This is a genomic window from Paenibacillus hunanensis, assembly GCF_014645615.1.
GTDB lineage: Bacteria > Bacillota > Bacilli > Paenibacillales > Paenibacillaceae > Saccharibacillus > Saccharibacillus hunanensis.
On the sequence record NZ_BMMB01000004.1, the window covers coordinates 101604 to 121937 of the forward strand.

Annotated in this window: 19 protein-coding genes and 1 pseudogene; 19 read left to right on the forward strand and 1 reads right to left on the reverse strand. The window is 42.9% G+C overall.

Annotation, left to right across the window (positions count from 1 at the left end):
• Window positions 1-57 precede the first annotated feature (57 nt).
• From IEX62_RS09100 to IEX62_RS09170, 15 genes and pseudogenes are all read left to right on the forward strand, one after another.
• On the forward strand, window positions 58-2745 hold the full coding sequence (locus IEX62_RS09100) for a molecular chaperone (RefSeq protein ID WP_188775153.1): 2688 nt from the start codon (window positions 58-60) through the stop codon (window positions 2743-2745).
• Window positions 2746-2882: 137 nt separating this feature from the next.
• Window positions 2883-3659 carry a DNA and RNA helicase gene (locus IEX62_RS09105; RefSeq protein ID WP_188775154.1) on the forward strand — a complete coding sequence of 259 codons (777 nt, stop codon included), beginning with the start codon at window positions 2883-2885 and terminating at the stop codon, window positions 3657-3659.
• A gap of 41 nt (window positions 3660-3700) precedes the next feature.
• Window positions 3701-4297, forward strand: coding sequence for a hypothetical protein (locus IEX62_RS09110; protein ID WP_188775155.1), 597 nt, complete (start codon window positions 3701-3703; stop codon window positions 4295-4297).
• Complete coding sequence (locus tag IEX62_RS09115; protein WP_308422637.1) at window positions 4294-5790, forward strand: phage baseplate assembly protein V; 1497 nt, start codon at window positions 4294-4296, stop codon at window positions 5788-5790. The genes IEX62_RS09110 and IEX62_RS09115 overlap by 4 nt, the downstream gene beginning before the upstream one ends.
• Window positions 5787-6410, forward strand: a complete 624-nt coding sequence (locus tag IEX62_RS09120) for a hypothetical protein (protein WP_188775156.1) — start codon at window positions 5787-5789, stop codon at window positions 6408-6410. Before IEX62_RS09115 ends, IEX62_RS09120 begins: the two co-directional genes overlap by 4 nt.
• 130 nt (window positions 6411-6540) lie before the next feature.
• Window positions 6541-7107, forward strand: a complete 567-nt coding sequence (locus IEX62_RS09125) for a hypothetical protein (protein WP_188775157.1) — start codon at window positions 6541-6543, stop codon at window positions 7105-7107.
• A 225-nt stretch (window positions 7108-7332) separates the two neighbouring features.
• Window positions 7333-7716 (forward strand): DUF4280 domain-containing protein, encoded by a 384-nt coding sequence (locus IEX62_RS09130; RefSeq protein ID WP_188775158.1) that lies wholly within the window; start codon window positions 7333-7335, stop codon window positions 7714-7716.
• A gap of 87 nt (window positions 7717-7803) precedes the next feature.
• On the forward strand, window positions 7804-10734 hold the full coding sequence (locus tag IEX62_RS23735) for a hypothetical protein (RefSeq protein ID WP_229685702.1): 2931 nt from the start codon (window positions 7804-7806) through the stop codon (window positions 10732-10734).
• Window positions 10734-11507: a hypothetical protein gene (locus tag IEX62_RS09140; protein WP_188775159.1), complete on the forward strand. Its 774-nt coding sequence runs from the start codon at window positions 10734-10736 to the stop codon at window positions 11505-11507. Before IEX62_RS23735 ends, IEX62_RS09140 begins: the two co-directional genes overlap by 1 nt.
• Window positions 11508-11536: 29 nt before the next feature.
• Window positions 11537-12250, forward strand: a complete 714-nt coding sequence (locus IEX62_RS09145; RefSeq protein WP_188775160.1) for a pentapeptide repeat-containing protein — start codon at window positions 11537-11539, stop codon at window positions 12248-12250.
• 241 nt (window positions 12251-12491) lie between these two features.
• On the forward strand, window positions 12492-13772 hold the full coding sequence (locus IEX62_RS09150) for a suppressor of fused domain protein (RefSeq protein ID WP_188775161.1): 1281 nt from the start codon (window positions 12492-12494) through the stop codon (window positions 13770-13772).
• A 180-nt stretch (window positions 13773-13952) separates the two neighbouring features.
• Window positions 13953-14420 (forward strand): annotated as a pseudogene (locus IEX62_RS09155) (DUF6985 domain-containing protein).
• Between the two features lie 47 nt (window positions 14421-14467).
• Window positions 14468-14956, forward strand: a complete 489-nt coding sequence (locus IEX62_RS09160; protein ID WP_188775162.1) for a hypothetical protein — start codon at window positions 14468-14470, stop codon at window positions 14954-14956.
• On the forward strand, window positions 14925-15251 hold the full coding sequence (locus IEX62_RS09165) for a hypothetical protein (RefSeq protein ID WP_188775163.1): 327 nt from the start codon (window positions 14925-14927) through the stop codon (window positions 15249-15251). Before IEX62_RS09160 ends, IEX62_RS09165 begins: the two co-directional genes overlap by 32 nt.
• Before the next feature lie 12 nt (window positions 15252-15263).
• Window positions 15264-15731: a toxin-antitoxin system YwqK family antitoxin gene (locus IEX62_RS09170; RefSeq protein ID WP_188775164.1), complete on the forward strand. Its 468-nt coding sequence runs from the start codon at window positions 15264-15266 to the stop codon at window positions 15729-15731.
• 159 nt (window positions 15732-15890) lie between these two features.
• Here the strand turns inward: IEX62_RS09170 and nfi are convergent, their stop codons facing one another.
• Window positions 15891-16562, reverse strand: coding sequence for a deoxyribonuclease V (gene nfi / locus IEX62_RS09175; RefSeq protein WP_188775165.1), 672 nt, complete (start codon window positions 16560-16562; stop codon window positions 15891-15893).
• A gap of 145 nt (window positions 16563-16707) precedes the next feature.
• Between nfi and IEX62_RS09180 the strand changes: the two genes are divergently transcribed.
• The 4 genes from IEX62_RS09180 to IEX62_RS09195 all read left to right on the forward strand — a co-directional run bounded on the left by IEX62_RS09180 (window position 16708) and on the right by IEX62_RS09195 (window position 20332).
• Window positions 16708-17364, forward strand: a complete 657-nt coding sequence (locus IEX62_RS09180; protein ID WP_188775166.1) for a hypothetical protein — start codon at window positions 16708-16710, stop codon at window positions 17362-17364.
• A gap of 300 nt (window positions 17365-17664) precedes the next feature.
• Window positions 17665-18945, forward strand: coding sequence for a suppressor of fused domain protein (locus IEX62_RS09185; RefSeq protein WP_188775167.1), 1281 nt, complete (start codon window positions 17665-17667; stop codon window positions 18943-18945).
• Between the two features lie 174 nt (window positions 18946-19119).
• On the forward strand, window positions 19120-19587 hold the full coding sequence (locus IEX62_RS09190; RefSeq protein WP_188775168.1) for a DUF6985 domain-containing protein: 468 nt from the start codon (window positions 19120-19122) through the stop codon (window positions 19585-19587).
• Between the two features lie 136 nt (window positions 19588-19723).
• On the forward strand, window positions 19724-20332 hold the full coding sequence (locus IEX62_RS09195) for a pentapeptide repeat-containing protein (protein ID WP_188775169.1): 609 nt from the start codon (window positions 19724-19726) through the stop codon (window positions 20330-20332).
• Window positions 20333-20334: the final 2 nt, after the last annotated feature.

The window sequence follows — 20334 nt, forward strand, 5'->3', positions numbered from 1 at the left end:
ATCACGATGCCACTGCAAGGAGTAGAGGCATACAGACAACGAAAGGATGATCGCACAATGAGCAAAATGTATTCATATCGGCTGCACAATCATCCATTGGAGCGTCAGAGCAGCAAGGGGCAAGCCCGTTTCACCCGAGACGAGCTGGAGGAAATGACCACCTTTGAGCTGCGTAATATTTGTTATAAGGAGCGTCTGGTTGAAGGGATTGCCGGTACGCTGGATCGTGAAGAATTAATTCGTACTATTCTTAAATTCCGTGGTATGCAGCATACGCTACGTATTGAGCATTATCGCAAAGGCGGCTTTGAACGCATCGTATCGGTGTTAGGACGTTATCTAAATGCGCAAAAGCCCGATCATGGCAGCATTCGCGTACCCGCACGGATTGTGCTGTATCAGGGCATTCGACTGGGCTTGCTCGACAACTATGTGATTGAAGCTGGGCCGGGTCTGGGTGAGAATGTGCTGCTTGTGAACGATAATGGGGAGCTATGCGGTATTTTAAATGTAAAAGGGCAGGAAGATGAGCCGGGCAAATACTTGCTCACCGCACCGAGTCACTGGGAATATCGGATGACAGCGAACCAGAATTATAGCCTGTATTTTACTCGTAGACAGGATTCGGATTATCTGTACCATGCGTATTACAGCGATCGTCCGCTTATTCCGGCTAATCTACATTATTATCGTGTACCTGTGGCCGAGCTGGAAATCCGTATACCTGAGCCAACGGATACCGTGCTGGCAATCGACTTTGGTACATCGAACACGACAGCAGGCGCTTATCTGGGGAGCGGCTATGGACAGGCATTACAGCCAGAAGATCATGGGCTCCGCAATCAGGATCGTTTATTTGGACAAAATACTCCGTATCGCAAACGTGATGAAATTAACTATGTCGTATTCCCAAATGTGACCGATAAGCAGGAGCAATGGCTGGAGCTACTGCCTACACTTGCTGCGGCAGCGGATTGTGCAGATGCCGACAATGTACGCATGGTGTACGGCTATGATGCACTTGCTTATATTCAGCGCAATGGACATAACAGCCGGGCGACGGTATTTCGTGGTATGAAGCGCTGGGTGAACGATTACGAGCGTACCGAAGAGCTGATGGATGCGGCGGGCAATACGGCGTATTTGAGCCGTGGTGATATTTTGAAGGGATACATGTCGTATGTGGTAGAAACGGCAGAGCAGCAGTTCAAATGCCGATTTACTCATCTGCACATTTCCAGTCCGGTCAAGCTGAAAACCCAGTTCCTGGATATGTTCACGCGTATGCTGCCCGAGTACAAGATCGAAACCGAGGACGCGCTGGATGAAGGCATGTCGGTGCTATACAACACGATTGCCGATCAGATTGATAAAGGAACGTATGTAGACGGCGAGGAATATCAAGCACTCGTGATCGACTGCGGCGGCGGTACAACCGATCTTAGCTCCTGTCGCTTCAGTATTCATGAGGGCCGCATTTCATACGGTCTGGATATTCACACCAGCTATGAAAATGGTGATACCAACTTCGGCGGTAACAATATTACATATCGCATTATGCAATGGATGAAGATCGTATTTGCCGAATGGTACAGCGGTCAACAGCGCCGGATCGATATGGATGCACTGATCGATATTCCGGGTGCAGAGCTGTTCCGTTATGTGGATGAGTACGGTATTCGCGCAGTGTATGAGGGGATGGAAGCACGCTATCTGGAAGCGGAAAAGATTATCCCGACCAAGTACCGTGATTATGAGCAGCGCAGCCGGGACGAATACCAGCGTGTGCGTGGCAATTTCTATTTCCTATGGGCGATGGCAGATCAGATGAAGCAGGAGTTTTTCCGTAAAACAGGAATTTTGCGTAGTCGATTCCATGATGATAGTGAGATGACGATGGATAGCGATATCAAGATTACACGGGTGGATCGCTGGTTCCTATCTGTAGCGGAGCCAGATGGACGATTACGTAATGAATACCGTCCGCCGGATGTGGTGTTCAATATCCGTGAGATCAATCAACTAATCAAAGCGGATATTTATGAGATTGTACGCAAGTTTCTGGACGAATTTTATCAGGATGGACGCTTGCAGGACTTCTCCATTATTAAATTAACCGGACAATCCTGTCGAATTGACGTGTTCCGTGAAGCATTGAAGGAGTTCGTACCAGGTCGTAGCATCGAATTCCGCCAGAAAACAAAGGAAAACAGTCAGGTGCCCGATCTGAAGCTTGCCTGTCTGCGTGGTGCAATTCGTTATTTGAACGCCAAAAAGATCGGTATGATCAAGCCTGTTCTGACTAACGAAACACCAGCAATCCCGTATTCAGTCACCGCCTATACACATACCCGTCAGGAGATGACGCTCATTCGCAGTCTGGAGCGCGGTCAGACCTTTGGTAATGTATCCAGACCCCAGCATACGACCGAGATTGAGTTTCTCGTCTGGGCAGATGATGGCAGCCTGCGCCACCGCTATGTGTACAAAGGATGGGCAGATAGCTTCCGTCCGGTTGTATATGAAGAGATTGAAGAGATGTATGGAGCGTATATTATTCAGGATGAGACGGATAGTATCAGCAATGGAGAAACGAAGTTTTTCGTGTTTGCCGGTGAACAGCGCTGGGGCTTCAACATCGTACCCGTTATGCGCGATAACGAGCAATTGTACGTAGCGGATCGTCAATTTTTCGCTTTTGAAAATGATCTGTCCGAGCTGGATTTCTTCGATGGTACGAAGTAAAGGGAACTTGATAGAGCCAGGACGTGTAAGCAAACTGTTTTTTTGAGGCAAATATCATTCCGAGAAGGCATTCTGAATCTTATCTATTCCAACCCATCTGTTAGATGATTAGAACCGTAACGAAAGGAGGTGGTGCAGTGTTTACGTATATTCAACCTCGCTTTGAAAAGGGACGTGTGCTCAAAACCGAGATGCTAGAGCAGGTGCGTGACTACCCGCGTGTACTGGCGAATATCGAATATGACGAATACAGTGATGGCATTCTGAGCGGTGCCCATGTGACCGTTGATCCGGCAGAGCTGATTGTCGCTCCAGGTCTGGTTAAGTTCCGTGGTCACCTGTATATGCTGGAGCAGTCGCAACGATTGTTTTATGAAGCGACTGAAAACGAGCAGATTTTGCGTATTCGCTTTGAAGATAATGGATCGGATCGTGATTTTGAACGATTGGCAGGTATGCTTATTCTGGATGAGCAGCAGCCCTCAGCAAATGAATTGGAATTGGGACGATTTAAATTAAAGCAGGGCGCTGTGCTGCGTTCAGATTATATCGACTTTGCCGATATGGTGACCGAATTTAATACGTGGAATCCCGTATCTGCCTGTTATGCAGGCATTGGGCAGTGCACGCTACGACCGGAAGTGATACATCGCTTTGCACGCGAGCTATTGCAGACGGGTACACAGGAGGCTGCGGATTATGCCTTTGCTTTTATGGCGTTAAATACACAGCGTGTGGAACGTACTGTGCTGGAGCACTATATCGCTGCTCGCAATCAGACCGAACTGGTTAGTGGTAGCAATATGAAGCTGCACCGCCAGTTGACCGTTATTTTGCAGGACGCTGCGCGCGGTAAAAGAAGCTCGTCACGCTGGGGGAATCGCAGCCCAGGTGGACGTATGATTGTCGATTGATCACAATGCAGCCTGGCTGACAAGACAAGGAGGAATCACCGATGCCATTTGAAGATGAGAAGATCGCTGCTGTGTTAAATGAATGGGAAGAGCAACAGCGGAATCATAATATTCTGAACGGACCGGTTGAAGCGGAGGGAAGGGAGTACACGTTTGCTCTGCGTTCCTTTTTTAATAACCGACTGCATATGTATGTGCCGGAGTCGTTTCAGCTTATGTCCAAATCGATGCAAAAAGCTAAATACCCGTATGAGGATCGTCCAGCCGTTATCCTGACCAATGGACGTTGCGAGGTGGATCTTACATTCCAGCATGTAGATCAGCCGCTACAGGATGACTGGATTCCTGAGCTGGTGGATGGCATGAAGCAGATGATCCGTAATATACAGCCGACGAATGTATTTTATGAGCAAAAGATCGAGCAGGTGAATGGTAAACGCATCGGCTACTTTGACTTTAAAAGCCCGGCACTTGATCAGCCTGCGTATCGACTGATGTTTTATCTAGAGCTGGATGGCGAAACGATCATCGGCGGCTTTAGCTGTCCATACAAAAGTTATGCGGAATGGCGACCACTTATCCTGCAAATGCTGCAAACCATCTATACGACCACACCGGAAGGGGGAGCATCGCAATGAGCTTTATGCCAACTTCTTCATCTAGATCGAAATGGCCTGACCTATCTAATGGCGAACTGCCGATGCTGTTCCCAGATATTTTCAGTATTGGTGATCTGGATGTGCAGCCGTATCAGTTTGAGCGTATTCTTGATCTCAAGATCGTGAAAAATCTGAATGAGCATGTGACCTTTACGCTTAGCGGTATCGTACCGGAGGAATTAATGGATCAGTATGTGGAGCATGCTGACGAGAATGAGCAGATTGAGGTATTTATTACGAATCTGCTGGAGGATGTATATAGCGAGCGAGAGCGCTTATTTCAAGGAACCGTCACCAATATATCGATCAAGGCTGTGCATGGAGTACGTGAGCTACACATCGAAGCACAGAGTCTGACCTCCAAAATGGATATCGAGAAAAAACAGCGTTCTTTTCAAAAAACCGAAGATACATATCGCGATCTATTCAACCATATCGCCTCCGGCTATGCCGAAGCCAAGGTGCTGGATGAGGCATCCAATGGTCAGTATCTGGGCGAGCTATTCGTACAGAATAAAGAAACGGACTGGGAATTTCTCAAGCGCCTTGCCTCACGGCTACATGCACCTCTGATTCCGATGTCCACGCAGCCGGGACTGAAGCTGATGATTGGTGTACCGGAAGGCGATACGCCCATTACCCTGAACGAATACAATTACACGGTCAAAAAAGACCTGATGGAGCATAAGCTCAAAGCGAATAACGATATTCCCGACGATCTGGAAGAATCGAGCATTAGCTACGAGGTGAGCAGCTACGAATTATTAGAGCTCGGCACACCCGTTCAGTTTCTAAATAAAGTACTGTATATTGCATCTGCTGAGATTGGTATTGACGATGAGGTGCTGATGGGACGCTATATTTTAAGGGATCGCCCAAGCTTCCGCAACCGAATCATCTGGCCATACGATCTATCCGGTTCGTCGTTGTTTGGCAAAGTGATCGATATTATGAAGGATCAGGTTAAGATCAAGCTGGATATCGATCAGGGCTCTGAAGACAGCGGCGCGATGTGGTTTCCATATTCGACTGTGTATTCCTCACCGGATGGCAGCGGCTGGTATGCGATGCCAGAGGTGAACGATCAGATACGACTCTATTTTCCGAATGAACGGGAGCAGCATGCTTTTGTAGCCAGCTCCGTCGATCTCAAATCGTCCGATCCAGTTAAGCGTAGCGATCCCGCAGTCAAAAGTATCAGTACCAAATACGGCAAACAGATTGTGTTCCGTCCAGGTGCCGTGGAGATTATTGCGAACGGCGAATTGCTGATGCGTATGACCGATGACGGCGGCGTAGAGATTAACAGCAACAAGAAGATCATTATGACCGCGGATGAAGATATCGAGATCACGGGTAAAACGAAAATTATGATCGAGGGCAAGGAAGGCGTCGACTTTGTGCAGGGCGGAGCCACTGTCAATATCAAGGATGATGTGCGCCTGACCGGAGGCAAGGTGAATATCGAATGAGATTGCCGACCCGAGATGAAGCGATGCAGGAGTTTCTAGAGCAGCATGTATTAAGTGGCTGGCTGGATGATGTGCCGCTCATTGAAAATAATTGTACCCAGCACGAGCAGCGGTTAATCGATACACTGATGTCCGCATTGGAGCAGTCCTGTAATGAAGCAAGTCGTTTACAGGCGACTGGTGAAAAAGGGCCTGTGCGTCATATTTATATTTCTCTGCTACGCACATCGCTGCTAGACAATCGGGCGCAGTACCGAATCGACTGTCATGATCAACGCTGGTTTTTGGATGACACCGATAGCACCGCTTATTGGGATGCTGGATTGATATTCGATCCGCTTTTCCAACGGATGCAGCAGCTCAAGGAGCAACGCAAAGCATACGGTCGCCGCATCACGGTAATGGATATTGAGAAAATCATGCAGCTAGAAGCAATCAAATATCATACGCTTACCATGCATATCGTGCAGGCACTGCTGCCTTATTGGCTGGAGCATCCGACATGGCTTGCATTGAACAAAACGCCTGACTGCTCCATCTACGCTGGAGAGTTTCATGACGAGTGCGAGTTGCTGCATCAGGAGGGCGTAGAGCAATCGGAAGTAAGCCAGCTCGATTGAGCTTTGTGGTAAGCAAAGCATAGCTGGATGGCTGATAGACATTATTTTGAGCGCTGCTCAGATCAAAGGGATCAACAATACTTCTGCGTCAGCTCGTAGGTTATAGACGTGAGAAAGGTGAGAAGCTACGATGGACTATTTTCTGCTTACACAGGATTGGCGCTATACGGATATTCCTCAGCTCGAGCCGCTTAGCCGCCAGTTACCTGCTCTCAAGCCTGAGTTTATACAGCCTGGCGATTTGCAGCAGCCACTTGGTTTGTATATGCAAAGCCATGAGGATAGTGAATATCTTGATTATTTAGATGAAGCTCTGCCATTAGTCTCCGCTCGTATGATGAAGCTGTGGAGCATGTACGAGCCGCATATGAGCTTCCATCCAGTCGTACTGATGAATCCAGAGCTGTCGCTACAGATGACGTATCATCTAGCATTTCCTGCTGCGGTCAACATTCTGCACGAGGATAGCGAATGGAATGCCGATCGCACCCTGCTCCAGCATATTGTACTGGATCGTAGCCGCTTGCCACGACGTAAAATTTTCAAAATCGGCGAAAGCGCCAAACCGCAGCTCGTTATTCGTCTCGATGTTGCTGAAAGCATACTTCGACGCGACATGACTGGCATTACACTACAAAAGCTCGAAGTTGCAGCACCTCGAACGATATATCGAGCTGTACAGCCATTTGTAGAATAAACTCGTCAAATCATCTAATTTCAATTCAACTTTTCCATGGTGGCGTTTGTCATCTTTTTATTCAATAGTCGATAGGCAAGCGCTCAACGATCCATATGCAAATATGGATTAGATCCCAAGCCTTTGTATTAGATCATTGCCTGCCTGTAGAGATAAGCACATGAATCGATCCAGGCTCTTCATCAGCCGATCAACCCGATGCTACACACAAAGGAGGAACAGTAGATGTCGGATGAATACTATGTCGTACGCGGCGCATCTATGCGGTGCAGCTGCGGTTCCCATAAGCGTAAAATCAATCTACCCGCCAGTCATGGTGCTTTTGTCAAAACAAAGCCGATGATGAACGAGGACGATTACAAGTCCGTTAATGTACCTAGCTTTGGCGTATGCAGCAGTTCAGCCAATCCCAGCTCAGCCAAGGTGTATTTAGTAGGGGAGAACGGCGGGCAGGTAGAGGGCAAGCCATGTAAGCCGATGCTCATGCAGCCGTGGATGAATACGATGAAGAAGACGCGTGTAGAGAACAAGCCTGCTTTGACCACATCGTCCTGTCATATGTGCATGTATAAAGGAAGCATTACGTTTGAATCAAGCGGGCAGGAGTAATCCGATCAAGACGGCATCAGCCAGAAAATCAATATCAACAAAGCAGCAACACACATTACAGCTACATCGGAATCGGAGGTCGACAAGGTGATTGGTTACGATCAAATCAGGGTCAAATGCCCGTATCCACTCCTGCATATTCATGAGCTGCAAATCGACTGGCAGCCCGGCGAGCATGCCAAGCTAGTGCTTACCGGTTGGATGGATGAGCAATTGCAGATGGAGATGCCACTGACGGCCTCCGTTCAGGACGAGATTGAAGTGTTTTACAATACCCCGATCTGGATGGGACTCGGTATCGAGACTCCTTTATTTCGTGGTGTTGTGAATAAAGTGGAAGCCTATCGTCAAAATAGCGTACATAAAATTAGCATTGAAGGCATTAGCGCATCCTCACTCTGGGATGTGAAAAAGCGCAAGCGTACTTTTCCCGAGCCGACACAGACCTATGAGCAATTGCTCACCAAGGTGATCGAGGATTATCCTGGCAGTGAGGTTGAATTTCATACGGGAGCGGATAAAGAGATTGGCGATGCGACCTTGCAATATGAGGAAACGGATTGGGAGCTGAGTAAACGGCTAGCCAGCACATTACAGTCGGTTATCGTTTGTGATATGCTAAAATCCGTAAAGCCGTATCTGCATTTTGGTCTGCCTGAGGGTAAGGAAGTTATGGTACCGGACACTACACCATATACTGCGCATAAGGATCTAGCAGCATATCAGCGAGCTGTGGCGACTGGAGCAGAGCTGCATGATACGGACTTTTTTCGGTATGAATTGCAATATAATGAGCCATTAGCGATTGGCGATCGAGTCCGTTTCCGAGATAAGCAGCTAGTCGTCAAAGAGCTACACGCTCATATGGAAAAGGGAGAGCTGTTATTCAATTATGTGCTCGCTCGCGAATCAGGTGTGCGGCATCCTGTCATTTTGAATGCAAAAGCTGTTGGCGTATCCCTTGAAGGAACCGTACTGGAGGTACGCGGCGAAGAGGTGAAGCTCAAGCTGGATGTGGATCAGGACGATGGCAAAGCCGATCCACACTGGTATCCATTTGCTCCACCGACTGGAAGTCCCATGTACAGCATGCCACAGGTCGGTACAAAAGCAAGTCTGTACCATCCAGATGGTAGTGGCTTACATGCTCAAGTGCTAGGCTCCGTACGCACGAACGGCGCAACTGCGCCAAAAACGAGAGACCCGAATACGCGTTACTATGGTAGTGAGCATGGTAGCGAATTGAAGATCGCACCAGATCATGTTCACTTTTACGGCAATCCAGAGGGCACGCTGTCGATTAGCCTGCAAGACGGCGTCGGTGTGGTCATCCGTAGTCCAAAAAAGCTAACCATTACCGGTAAGGAAGATATCGTACTCAAAAGTAAAAAGAAGGTCATCCTGAACGCCGCCGAGATGATCATGGCGTACAAAACAGGAGCATCGTCCGGTATCGCTGTGGAGGGCGAATACCACGTGCTCGGTCAAAATGTATGGGCAGATGGTAGAGATCGTACGGCATACGCTGCCTATGATGATGCACCCAAGGAAGGCACGCCGCCACCACCGCCCGATCCACCTAAGCCATTCGATTGGGGCAAGCTCGGCCGCAACGTACTGGGCGGACTCGCTATCGTTGTCGGCGTAGCCGCCCTGGCAGCCTTCACCGTTGCCACGCTAGGTGCCGGCCCGCTCATCGTCGGCGCTGTCGCCGTTGGCGCAGTAGCCGCAGGCGGAATCGCCGTCGGCGTCCAAGCCGCATCCGATATCGCCCGAGGGGAAGTGAGCGACTTCGGGGAATACGCGACGACCGCATTGCGGGAGTCGTTCATCGGAGCCGTGACGGGAGCGATCTTTGGACCGCTAGGAGCGGGTGGGGCGATTGCGAGTAAGATGGCACTAGGTGCAGCGGAGAATGCCATATCCGACGTTGCCAGTCAGATGTTGCAAGGAAAAAGCCTATCCGAGCTCGATTGGAAATCTGTCGGCTTGAGCGCAGGTCTTGGCGCTGTTACAGTCGGCGTGGTGAATTCCAAAGCCGGTAAAGCAATTGGTGGCATGGTTGGCGAAGGCGTCCAGAAAGTGACACCCAAAGCCATCCAAAATGGTGTCAAAGCCGCAGGCGAAGGCTTCAGCAAAGCCGTCAACCAGATCGGCGAATCCGGCAGCAAGCTAGGCCAAAAGATAAGCGGTAGCCTAGGCAGTCCACAATTAGCAACTCCAAACGGTGGCATGCATATGGATATGGGTAGTGCCAATGCCAACAGGATGGAGAGCAGAAGCATACCGGAGACGGAAGTACAGCGGAATTATAATAAGGCGATGAAAGAAGCGGAAGCTACACAGCAATTAAATAAAAGTGGTTTGACATCGTATCAAGAAAAATACTATAGAAGTAAAATTGATGAAGCAGAAGCAAGTGGCAATAAACAAGCAGCAAATGATGCGCGATACGAACGTTATAAAGAAAAACAAAATAATCTAGGCAAAAAAGCAAAAGAAAGAGAAGAATGGAATACAGATCAGCAGCGCTTAGATAATAATAGAAAACGAGGTAGAGTTGAGGAAGAAAAAGGACGTAAGTCTTTAGAGAATCATTTAAATCGAAAACTTGAAGATAACAATGCAGGTACGGTGAGAACGCATACCTCTACTGAAGGTCATGTGACTCGTCCAGATAGTATTGGTTATAATGATAAAGGTGAAATTGATATTGTACATGATCATAAGCATAAAACTGGAGGCAATGATCAAACTGTTCACAATGATAGCCAAATGAGGGCAGAAAGAGAAATGATTGAGGATAAACAAAATGGTAGACATATTGTTACCATATCCAGTGATAAAGTCAATTTAGCTGCTATTCCTCCTGAACCCCGTCCAAGTGGACCATTAGCATCAAAAAGTGAAATCTTTTTTACAGACACTACAACTGGAGAGATTACACATGTTTGGGTAGCTAATCCTCGTTTACCTGGTGGGGGAAGATGGAAACCCGTAACGAATGGAGGTATATAATGAAGCCTGATTTTTTCTCAATAAGCATGTTCCCAACAAATACTTTAGAAGAACTAGACACATTGAAAAAATTTCTAAGTATTTTTGAAGAAATTGAAAAGTATACTCCAACCTACTGGGGAAATGATGAACGTGTTAAACTAAACTACAGTAAAGAAGATATTATTCAGGCTGTTCAAGAAAAGAAGCTATCTGAGCTTTATCTTGGGCGTGATAAAGTAAATAAGTATGAGTTAAATATCGATATAAACGCTAATCCAAGAGCATTTTTTAGATTGGAATGTAAATCTTTATCTACCAAAAATTATGAGAGCTTCTTAAACCTTTCCGATCAGCTTGCTGCTATTCTAAAGCCTTCTTTTGGTATAACCCATCTATTTTGGCCTGTCTCTTATCCATGGACGAATGATGATGAGCGAACACATATATGGATGGATACTTGTGCATTACCGACTCCAGTAGAATATTTCAAAAATGGTCCACTTGGTGTTGGAGCTAGAACGTATATATCCGGTTTGTGTTTGGAAATGTTTGGTCAAGATTTTATTTTGAATAGTCCAGGTAAAGCGGAGTTGCTGGATTGGGGAGGAGTACATTTGGACATAGTCGAATCTCCATTCCATACGAATAGCGAACAATTGCTTAACGCATGGGTGAAGATGATGACTTATTTACAACCTTCTGGGTGTATTGCAGAACATCACTTTGATGATGATCAAATGGGCGTGAGTTTTTCACCAGGCAAACAATGGGAACAAAAGCTTCGTCATTGACTATTTAAGGCTGAAATGGTGGGAGAAACATGACAAAAGTAATTAATAACAGAAAAGAATTCAATACCATTATTGATCAAGCAAAAATAAATGATGAACTTATTGATAATATTAGCATTCAAGTAGCGGATCTTTCTCTTTGCGATCTCTCTTACATTACAGCAGATCGTTTGTTTGCAGAAAATATTAATTTTAAAGGTTCAATATTTACAGGGATTTCATTGCGGGATTGTAGCTTTCTTTCTTGTGATTTTATAAGTGCAAATTTTGAGAATGTAGATTTAGCTGATTGTGTATATAGTGAATGTATTTTCATGAAAGCGAATATGAATAAGATGGGATTTAAAATAAGTACTGCTATAGAAGCAAACTTCACAGAAGCTGATCTTTCATCTGCTGATTTATCTGGAAGTACATTGCTTCGTTCAAACCTCAGATCTTCGATTTTGATTAATGTTACGGCAGTAGAAGTGAATTTTGATGAAGTTAATATGGATTCGGCCACCTTAACAGAAAGTAATTTTCAAGGATCCAGCTTTATTAAAGCAAAGTTAAATAATGTGAACGCGCAGAAAACAAACTTTACTGAAGCAGATTGTCGAGACTGTGATTTCTCAAATGCAGATTTAAGAGGAGCGAATTTCACCAATGCTAATCTTCAAAATACCACATGGAAAGATGCACAAATTGAAGGTGCGATTTTTGATGAAGGCATTCTTCCTATGATCGAAAAACATCTTTAGTAATAAGGCTTTTCATAAGTATCGCAAATGAAGCGCGAATATATAGCTTATTCAAAATAGAAGATGGGTGATTATCAGTATCTACTCATCTTCTATTTTTAAATAAGAAAGCTAAAACTCTGGATTATTAACAGAACGAATCTACATATAAAAGGTACAGCAAAGAAGCATACTCTCGTATTATCAAAAGCAAGTATTATCTTATGGTCATGGATAATCATTTACGAAAAGAGTGATCGAATTGAAAATATGGACGATGCGTGTAAACATGGATTATAAGCAAGTCAATATTAAGAATCCTTTAGATTTGGAAAATATGGAGCGAACAGGCAGGGGAGAAGCTCTATGTAAAGATTGGCATCCGATTGAGCTCGTCACTTACAAGGAAGGTCATCACGGGGATGTACTAACCTTTAAAGGTGAATCTCTTGATCTTATTGTTAATCGTGTTGTAAAAGAGAAAATACAACCTCTCATCGCTAATGATGCTGAATTTCTAGAACTGCGCTATCAGAATCAAGATTATTATCTGATCAATGTCACGAATGTATTGGAATGTATCGATTATGAACAATCTGTTCCTAATAATCATGGTGGCTTTAAGGAGAAAGTCTTTATACCCGATAAAGTTCATAATCAACCGATATTTAAAACAGTCAATACTAAGCATAATCTAGGTGATTTTCCTATCGTCTCAGTAACCACGTATGTGTCGGATGAATTAAAACAAGCCATCGAACAAGCCGGATTACAAGGATTCGACTTTACGATCGCCTGGACAGACAGTACCGAGCCGATCGTGGAACATAACCCACGCATTCGTGCTACGTCCCGTAAAGATGTAGAAGCACATATCGAACAACACTACGGTCGCATCATCGGCTGTATTTCCGGTGCCAGCAATGATGCAGGCGATGCAGAAATTTATCTAGCTGCACCAGGAAGACAGCTCCCTTTTCAAACACTCGTCACCTACGATAACAGCTTCTGGCGTGGCATGATCCCTGCTGGACATGATACGGGGTATGCCGAACTGGTCGTGCATCTCCCACCAGATGCCCAGTTGACCGAGCATAACTGGGAACACTCACCATATGCATGGGTCGTGCGCATGCTACGCCATTTCGGCAGCGAGATTATGCAACGCGGATACTGGATCGGGCAATGGCTCGTGTATCCTCACCAAAACGAAGACGATCTATCGGATAGTTATCGGGAAATGTTCTCGTTGAATGGACTGCCTGCGCATACGACATTGCTTCCTTACGATACGAACACCGATTACTGTGGCGTGATGGTCGTTCCCCCATATCCGGGCAGTACGGAAGCATTCAAAATGACGTATCGAGATGAAGGCGTAGCCGATCCAGAGGAATGGCCGATTTATTTTCAGACATTATTGCCGCTGTATGCCGAAGAAATCCAATATTATTTCTCCAATGGACAAGAAAAAACAGTAGAGAAGCTAATGAGCAGAGGCGTCGATACACTCTTTGATCTCCGTCGTCAGCGTTTAATTTAAGTGGCTAAGGTGTCTACAACCAAATGGTGTAGGCACCTTATTTGAATAGAATAGAAAAGCGATGCAATTCATGTCCATCAAAGTCAACCTACGTTGCGATAGCTGAGAATGTAGGAAGAATAATGTCTCTGGTTCTACAATAAAAAACTTTGCCAATTAAAACAAAAAGGAGACCTATAGATGAAAATCAATGATCCTATATTTGGCGAGCTAACCTATGAATATGGTTGGACTCGCGAAATAGAGCTAGATTTCCTTGAAAAAAGAAACATAATTACATTAATAGTCGATGGAGACGAAGATGGTAGATTTGCTGAGGATCAATATGTCGCATATCAAACATGTTTAGAGAATTGGCACCAATTACAAAGCCATGTATTGCAGTCGCTGCTACAGTATTACCAGCAAAAAAGACAGGAATTAGGATACGATACAGCTATCAATGCTGACTATCCGGCAATTGAAGGGATCGAACAAATAAGAAGCATGGTTACTTTAGAGGCTATAGTTGTTCCATATGGTAATATTTATGCAGAACGCGATATTGGACTATTATTTACCTGCACATAGGATATAGAAAATGGGGTGGGTATCGGTCTGCTAAATGAAAGAGTAACAGAAGTAGGATATCAGGATATTATAATTTGACATCCTTCAGCATTTACAAATAAGCAAAGATAGGTGGCTTGGATCGTATGAGTTCTAGAGAAAATCAAGTAATCATCAAAGAAATTATAGAAATTGCTAGAACTTTAAATAACCCCATTCCTAAGGAAAAGCCATTAGATATTATAACGATAAGCAATGCTGAACGTATACTACACTATGCTTTTGATGAAGTGTACGGCGAAGATGAATACACATGGTCAGATATTAGACAATTGGAAACTTCCGAGCTCAGAAGAAAACTTTATGAAATAACGACTCCTTCTAAGCTAGAAGGTTTAGAAGATTTGACAGAATATATAGCTGATCATCTCAGGAAAAGTATTCCAGAACAATACAGCGATTTTTTTGAGGTTATTGTTGTCGATTTGAAAAACTGTGCGATCAATCGTATTGTTACTGGTAAGATAAGTAATTTTTATGAGATCATATTACATATATATAAATCAGGTGGGTTACCCTGTGGCTGGCAAGGAAATTATCCTGATGAAGGAAAAATTATTGCCTACTATAATTGACGTGAAGTTCAAACATCAATTAAATCAAGCACTTCAAAATGGACAATCGCTGTACGATACTTCGATTAATCGGCAAAAAGAAGTTCTAAAAGCCTTAAATAAGAATACAGAGCAAATCGTAAAATTATGCCAGGAAATACACCCTACTGTAATGACAGAAATTAAATTAATTAATAATGTATCCACCAATCAATTCAAAGCGGACTACCAGTATGATCTAATCTATTCAAATGATCCTGTAAAAGATGCAGACGATGTTGCAGAAGAATGGTTTGAAGCGTTGCGAGTCAAATGAAAGGATGATTATATGATGGCTCAACCTAACATTCTAACTAAAGATGAGGTCATGACTCAAGGAACAGAGTTTACAGATAATGTATGTTACTCTGGTCTGTCAGGACAGGAACTATATAATCGACCTGTAGAAGAAGGTGGAGAGCCAATATCAGGATTGGTATATGAAAAAAATAGAGATGGAAATATAGCATATTATGCTCATTATATTAATGGAATCGAAGAAGGAGAATATGTAGAGTTTTTTGATAATGGATTACCAGTCTTATATCGCCAAATGATCAAAGGTACTGTTTATGGGATGTACATTTCATGGCATGAAAATAAACGAGTCAAAATCATTGCACAATACAGACATGGCTTCAAAACGAGTTATAAAGAGTGGGATAAATCTGGGATCATCATAAAGGAAAAGGTAGAGCTAAGCTCATTTGAAAAAGAAATGATTGAAAAGTACGATAACTGGTCTAGGCAAAATTAATTGCGCATATGTGACTAATAAAGCTTTGCGAAAATATATTACAGAAACCCATTTTATAAAGACGAAGCTGTACTATCAAGAAGTGCTGAAGAAACGAGGTTCGTTTGAACTACTCTATATACTCAAAAAAGATAGTAAACCATAAAATGAGTTCACCCCTCATCTTTTCAATCTCGCATTCACTAGCTGATCAGCCTGTCTTGTCGTTTCAGGCAGTCGATATTTCGTCGCTAGTTGCAATACGATTTGATTGGCAGTTGGGAGTGATATTTTATGCCCAACGGAGACAAAGATAGGTTTCACGTTCGTCTGGGTGCGCAACACATTTCCGATGATTTCAGTTTGATCTATGAGCGGACTGGAACTACCACGCTCTGGTGAAGGCTCTATATATTCGCCACATAGTCTCGTTTTCCCACAGCCAATCGTAGGAATATCATATAGAACTCCAAGATGGCAGGCAAGCCCAAAACGACGAGGATGGGCTACGCCTTGCCCATCACAAACGACGAGTTGGGGAACCGTTTTGATTTGCGAAAATGCTTTGGCGACTGGAGGCAATTCGCGAAAAGAGAACAGTCCAGGTATATACGGAAATGAAGCATCATCTTCTACAACAACGGATTCGGTGACATCCAATGAACGCATATCCAAAATAACGATACCTGCAATCAAGGTATTATTGTATTTGCTGTAAGCGACATCGACCCCTGCGACATAGTCGATAGTAAGAAATTCATCGGACGAAATGACTTTTTTAGCTAGATGAGTTTGTAACTGAATAGCTTCCTGCTCAGTTAAATTCCAGACATGTTCAAAGCTAGGTTTCATCGTGAATAGCTCCTATCGATATGAATAATATGTGTATAGTCATTTTAGCAAAAATAACAATCTTCTTTACATATAGATGTATAGTCTCTTTATAAATGACACGGAGTTTAATAAATCCTAGATTAACTAACTTTGAGGTGGGAATATGAAACCAAATGAAATGTTAGATCATGTATGCAGTTCCATATCAGTCCCATATAGAAATTACGATTGGAGGTATTCCAAGACAAGTCATTGGATGACAAAAAAAGATAAGAACTTCATGTACAAAGTATTCTTTTATACTAGCTTAAATAATATTTCTGATAAAAATGTGGTCTTTTATGGCGAGTTTGCAATAATTTCATTAAAAACTAAAAATAAAATATTTAACATTAATTCTCGTCAATGTAATATGCCTAATGGCAAATTACATTGGAATATAGCGAATAAAGAAGATTCACATCAAGCAGTTATTGAATTTACAGATTGGCTAGATCGGGTATGCATGCCTATTATAGAAAAGTGTACTAATGATTTAGATAATTTTGTAGACGAAGTTACTACAAGTGGGTTTTATCCACCTAAAGGTTATATAGTCGATATCGCATTCATTTTATGCTATGGTTCACGGGAATTAGCAGAAAAAGCTAGTAATAAATACTACAGAAGCCTAGAAGAAAAAATCCAAAAGGAATTTAGAGATAATTATAATAGTTTAAATTTAGGAAATGAAGCTGCCAGTTCCTATGGTAAAAATATGATGCGGAATTATTCGAATTTTAGAACAATAATAGAAAACAAAATAAAGGTGGATTTTTAATATACAAGATTATTTTTTATAGTTGTAAATAATTGATTATAAGTTATGACTTACAATAACTCACGGTAGCTTGATTTTTAAAACAGCAACTTAATATCGGCGTAATTAAGTTGCTGTTTTCAATACAAAGTATACATAAATGGAGCATATTGATTTCAATCATTATAACAACAACATTAACGTTTAAATATTTACTAATTTCCGAAAATAATTTCATGTTCAGTTCACTCAATGTTTAACAAAACGATTATTAACAGGGAAAATAGACTTTTTATATAGCGATTAAGAGGAGTGATTCAATTGAAAATATGGACAATACATGTAAGTGATGATTACCAAAAAGTAAATACTAAAAATTCTTCTGACTTAGAAAGTATCAAAAAAGCTGGTCGGGGTAATTCCTTATTAGCAGATTGGCAACCAATTGAGTTGATTACCTACCAGGAAGGTGATTCCGGAGATGTACTAATTTTTCAAGGCGGCTCCCTTGCCTTAATTGTGAATCGTTTCGTAAAAGACATAATCCAACCGCTGGTTGCTAATGAAGCAGAATTTTTAGAATTACATTATCAGAATCAAGATTATTATCTCATCAATGTTACGAATGTAGTAGAGTGTATCGATTATGAAAAATCCGTCCCTAATGATTATGGTAGCTTCGACGACGAAGTTTTTTTACCTGATAAAGTTCAGAATCAATCGGTATTCAAAACGGTAAATACTAAGCATAATCTAGGTGATTTCCCTATTGTTTCGGTAACCACATATGTATCCGATGAGTTAAAACAAGCTATCGAACAAGCAGAAATAAAAGGCATCTATTTTAGACTCGCCTGGACAGATAGTACCGAGCCGATTGTCGAACATAACCCACGCATTCGTGCTACATCCCGTAAAGACATAGAAGCACATATCGAACAACACTACGGTCGCATCACAGGCTGTATCTCCGGCGCCAGCAATAATGCAGGCGATGCAGAAATCTATCTGGCTGCACCAGGGAGCCATCTACCTTTTCAAACACTCGTCACCTATGGCAATAGCTTCTGGCGCGGAATGATCCCTGCTGGACATAATACGGGTTATGCCGAGTTGGTTGTACATCTTCCTCCAGATGCCCAACTGACAGCAGAACAATGGGAACAATCACCGTATGCCTGGGTTGTCCGCATGCTACGCCATTTCGGCAGCGAGATTATGCAACGTGGATACTGGATTGGGCAATGGCTCGTGTATCCTCACCAAAACGAAGACAATCTATCCGATAGCTATCGGGAAATGTTCTCGTTAAATGGACTGCCTGCGCATACCACATTGATTCCTTACGACACGAACACGGATTACTGCGGTGTGATGGTGGTTCCACCATATCCGGGCAGTGCGGAAGCATTTAAAATGACGTACCGAGATGAAGGCGTAGCTGATCCAGAGGAATGGCCGATTTATTTCCAGACGTTATTGCCGCTGTACGCAGAAGAAATCAAATATTACTTCGTCAATGGACAAGAGAAGACGGTAGAGCAGTTGATGAGTAGAGGCATCGATGCACTCTTTGATCTGCGTCGTGAGCGTTTAATTTAAGTGGATAAGGTGTCTACAGCCAAATGGTGAAGGCACCTTATTTGAATAGAAAAGCAATGCAATTCATGCCTATTAAAGTAAACCTAAGCTGCGATAGCTGAGAATGTAGGAAGAATAATGCTCTGGTTTTACAATAAAAAAATTCGTCAATTAAAACAAAAAGGAGACCTGTAGATGAAAACCAATGATCCTATATTTGGCGAGCTAACCTATGGATATGGTTGGACTCGCGAAGTAGAGCTAGATTTCTTTGAAAAAAGAAACATAATTACATTAATAGTCGATGGAGACGAAGAGGGTAGATTTGATCAGGATCAATATATCGCATATCAAACATATTTAGAGAATTGGCACCAATTACAAAGCCATGTATTGCAGTCGCTGCTACAGTATTACCAGCAAAAAAAACAGGAATTAGGATACGATATAGCTATTAATGCTGACTATCCGGCAATTGAAGGGATCGAACAAATAAGAAGCATGGTTACTTTAGAGGCCATAGCTGTTCCATATGGTGATATTCATAAAGAACGCAATATTGGACTATTATTTACCTGCACATGGGATCCAGAAAATGGGGTAGGTGTCCGGCTGTTAAATGAAGGAGTAGCAGAGGTTGGATATCAGGATGCTACCATTTGAATTTATTTTACTCAACGCATATAGTTGTTTTTGCGTTGCTTAATTTCCCTATAAGCTTCCTAAGTCTATTTCAATATATAAAAAAATTGAACAAAAAAGGCTTCAATAAAAATATTCAAACGGTGGAGAATTCGACATGAAAACATGGAGTAAACGAGAATGGATCACGTATATTATTGAATACATAGCATTCGATAAAAGCATTCAAAGTCTGAATATCGATCACATTGATTTAAGTAGAGTGGACTTTTCTGAATTGAGAGCAGACGGCCTATCCGCTGTGAAAACTAATTTAGAAGCAGCTTTGTTTATTAATTGCTCTTTACTTGATTGTGATTTTTCAGAAGCTAACTTGAAGAACGCGGATTTCTCTTATTCTGATCTAGCGGACTGTCAATTTAATGACACCAACCTGCATGCTGCTAATATGTTGAGTAGTAAAATCAATATAAGTATGGGCTTTCATACTTGCTTTGACCAGGCCAACCTTTCAAATGCTGAACTGATCGGCAGTTCATTTAACTTTTCTACGTTCCGTTTTGCTAATTTGTCTGGAGTATTTGCCCAAAAGGCGAGTTTTATTAATGTTGATTTAACGGGTGCTATTCTAAAAAATGGGAACTTCGAAGGCGCAGATTTTACGAATGCCATCTTAAAAGATGTGGATTGGACAGGAGCAGAAATCCCCAATGCCATATTTGATCCAAACATAGCAGCTCTTATTTCAGAAAACAAAAATATATAATT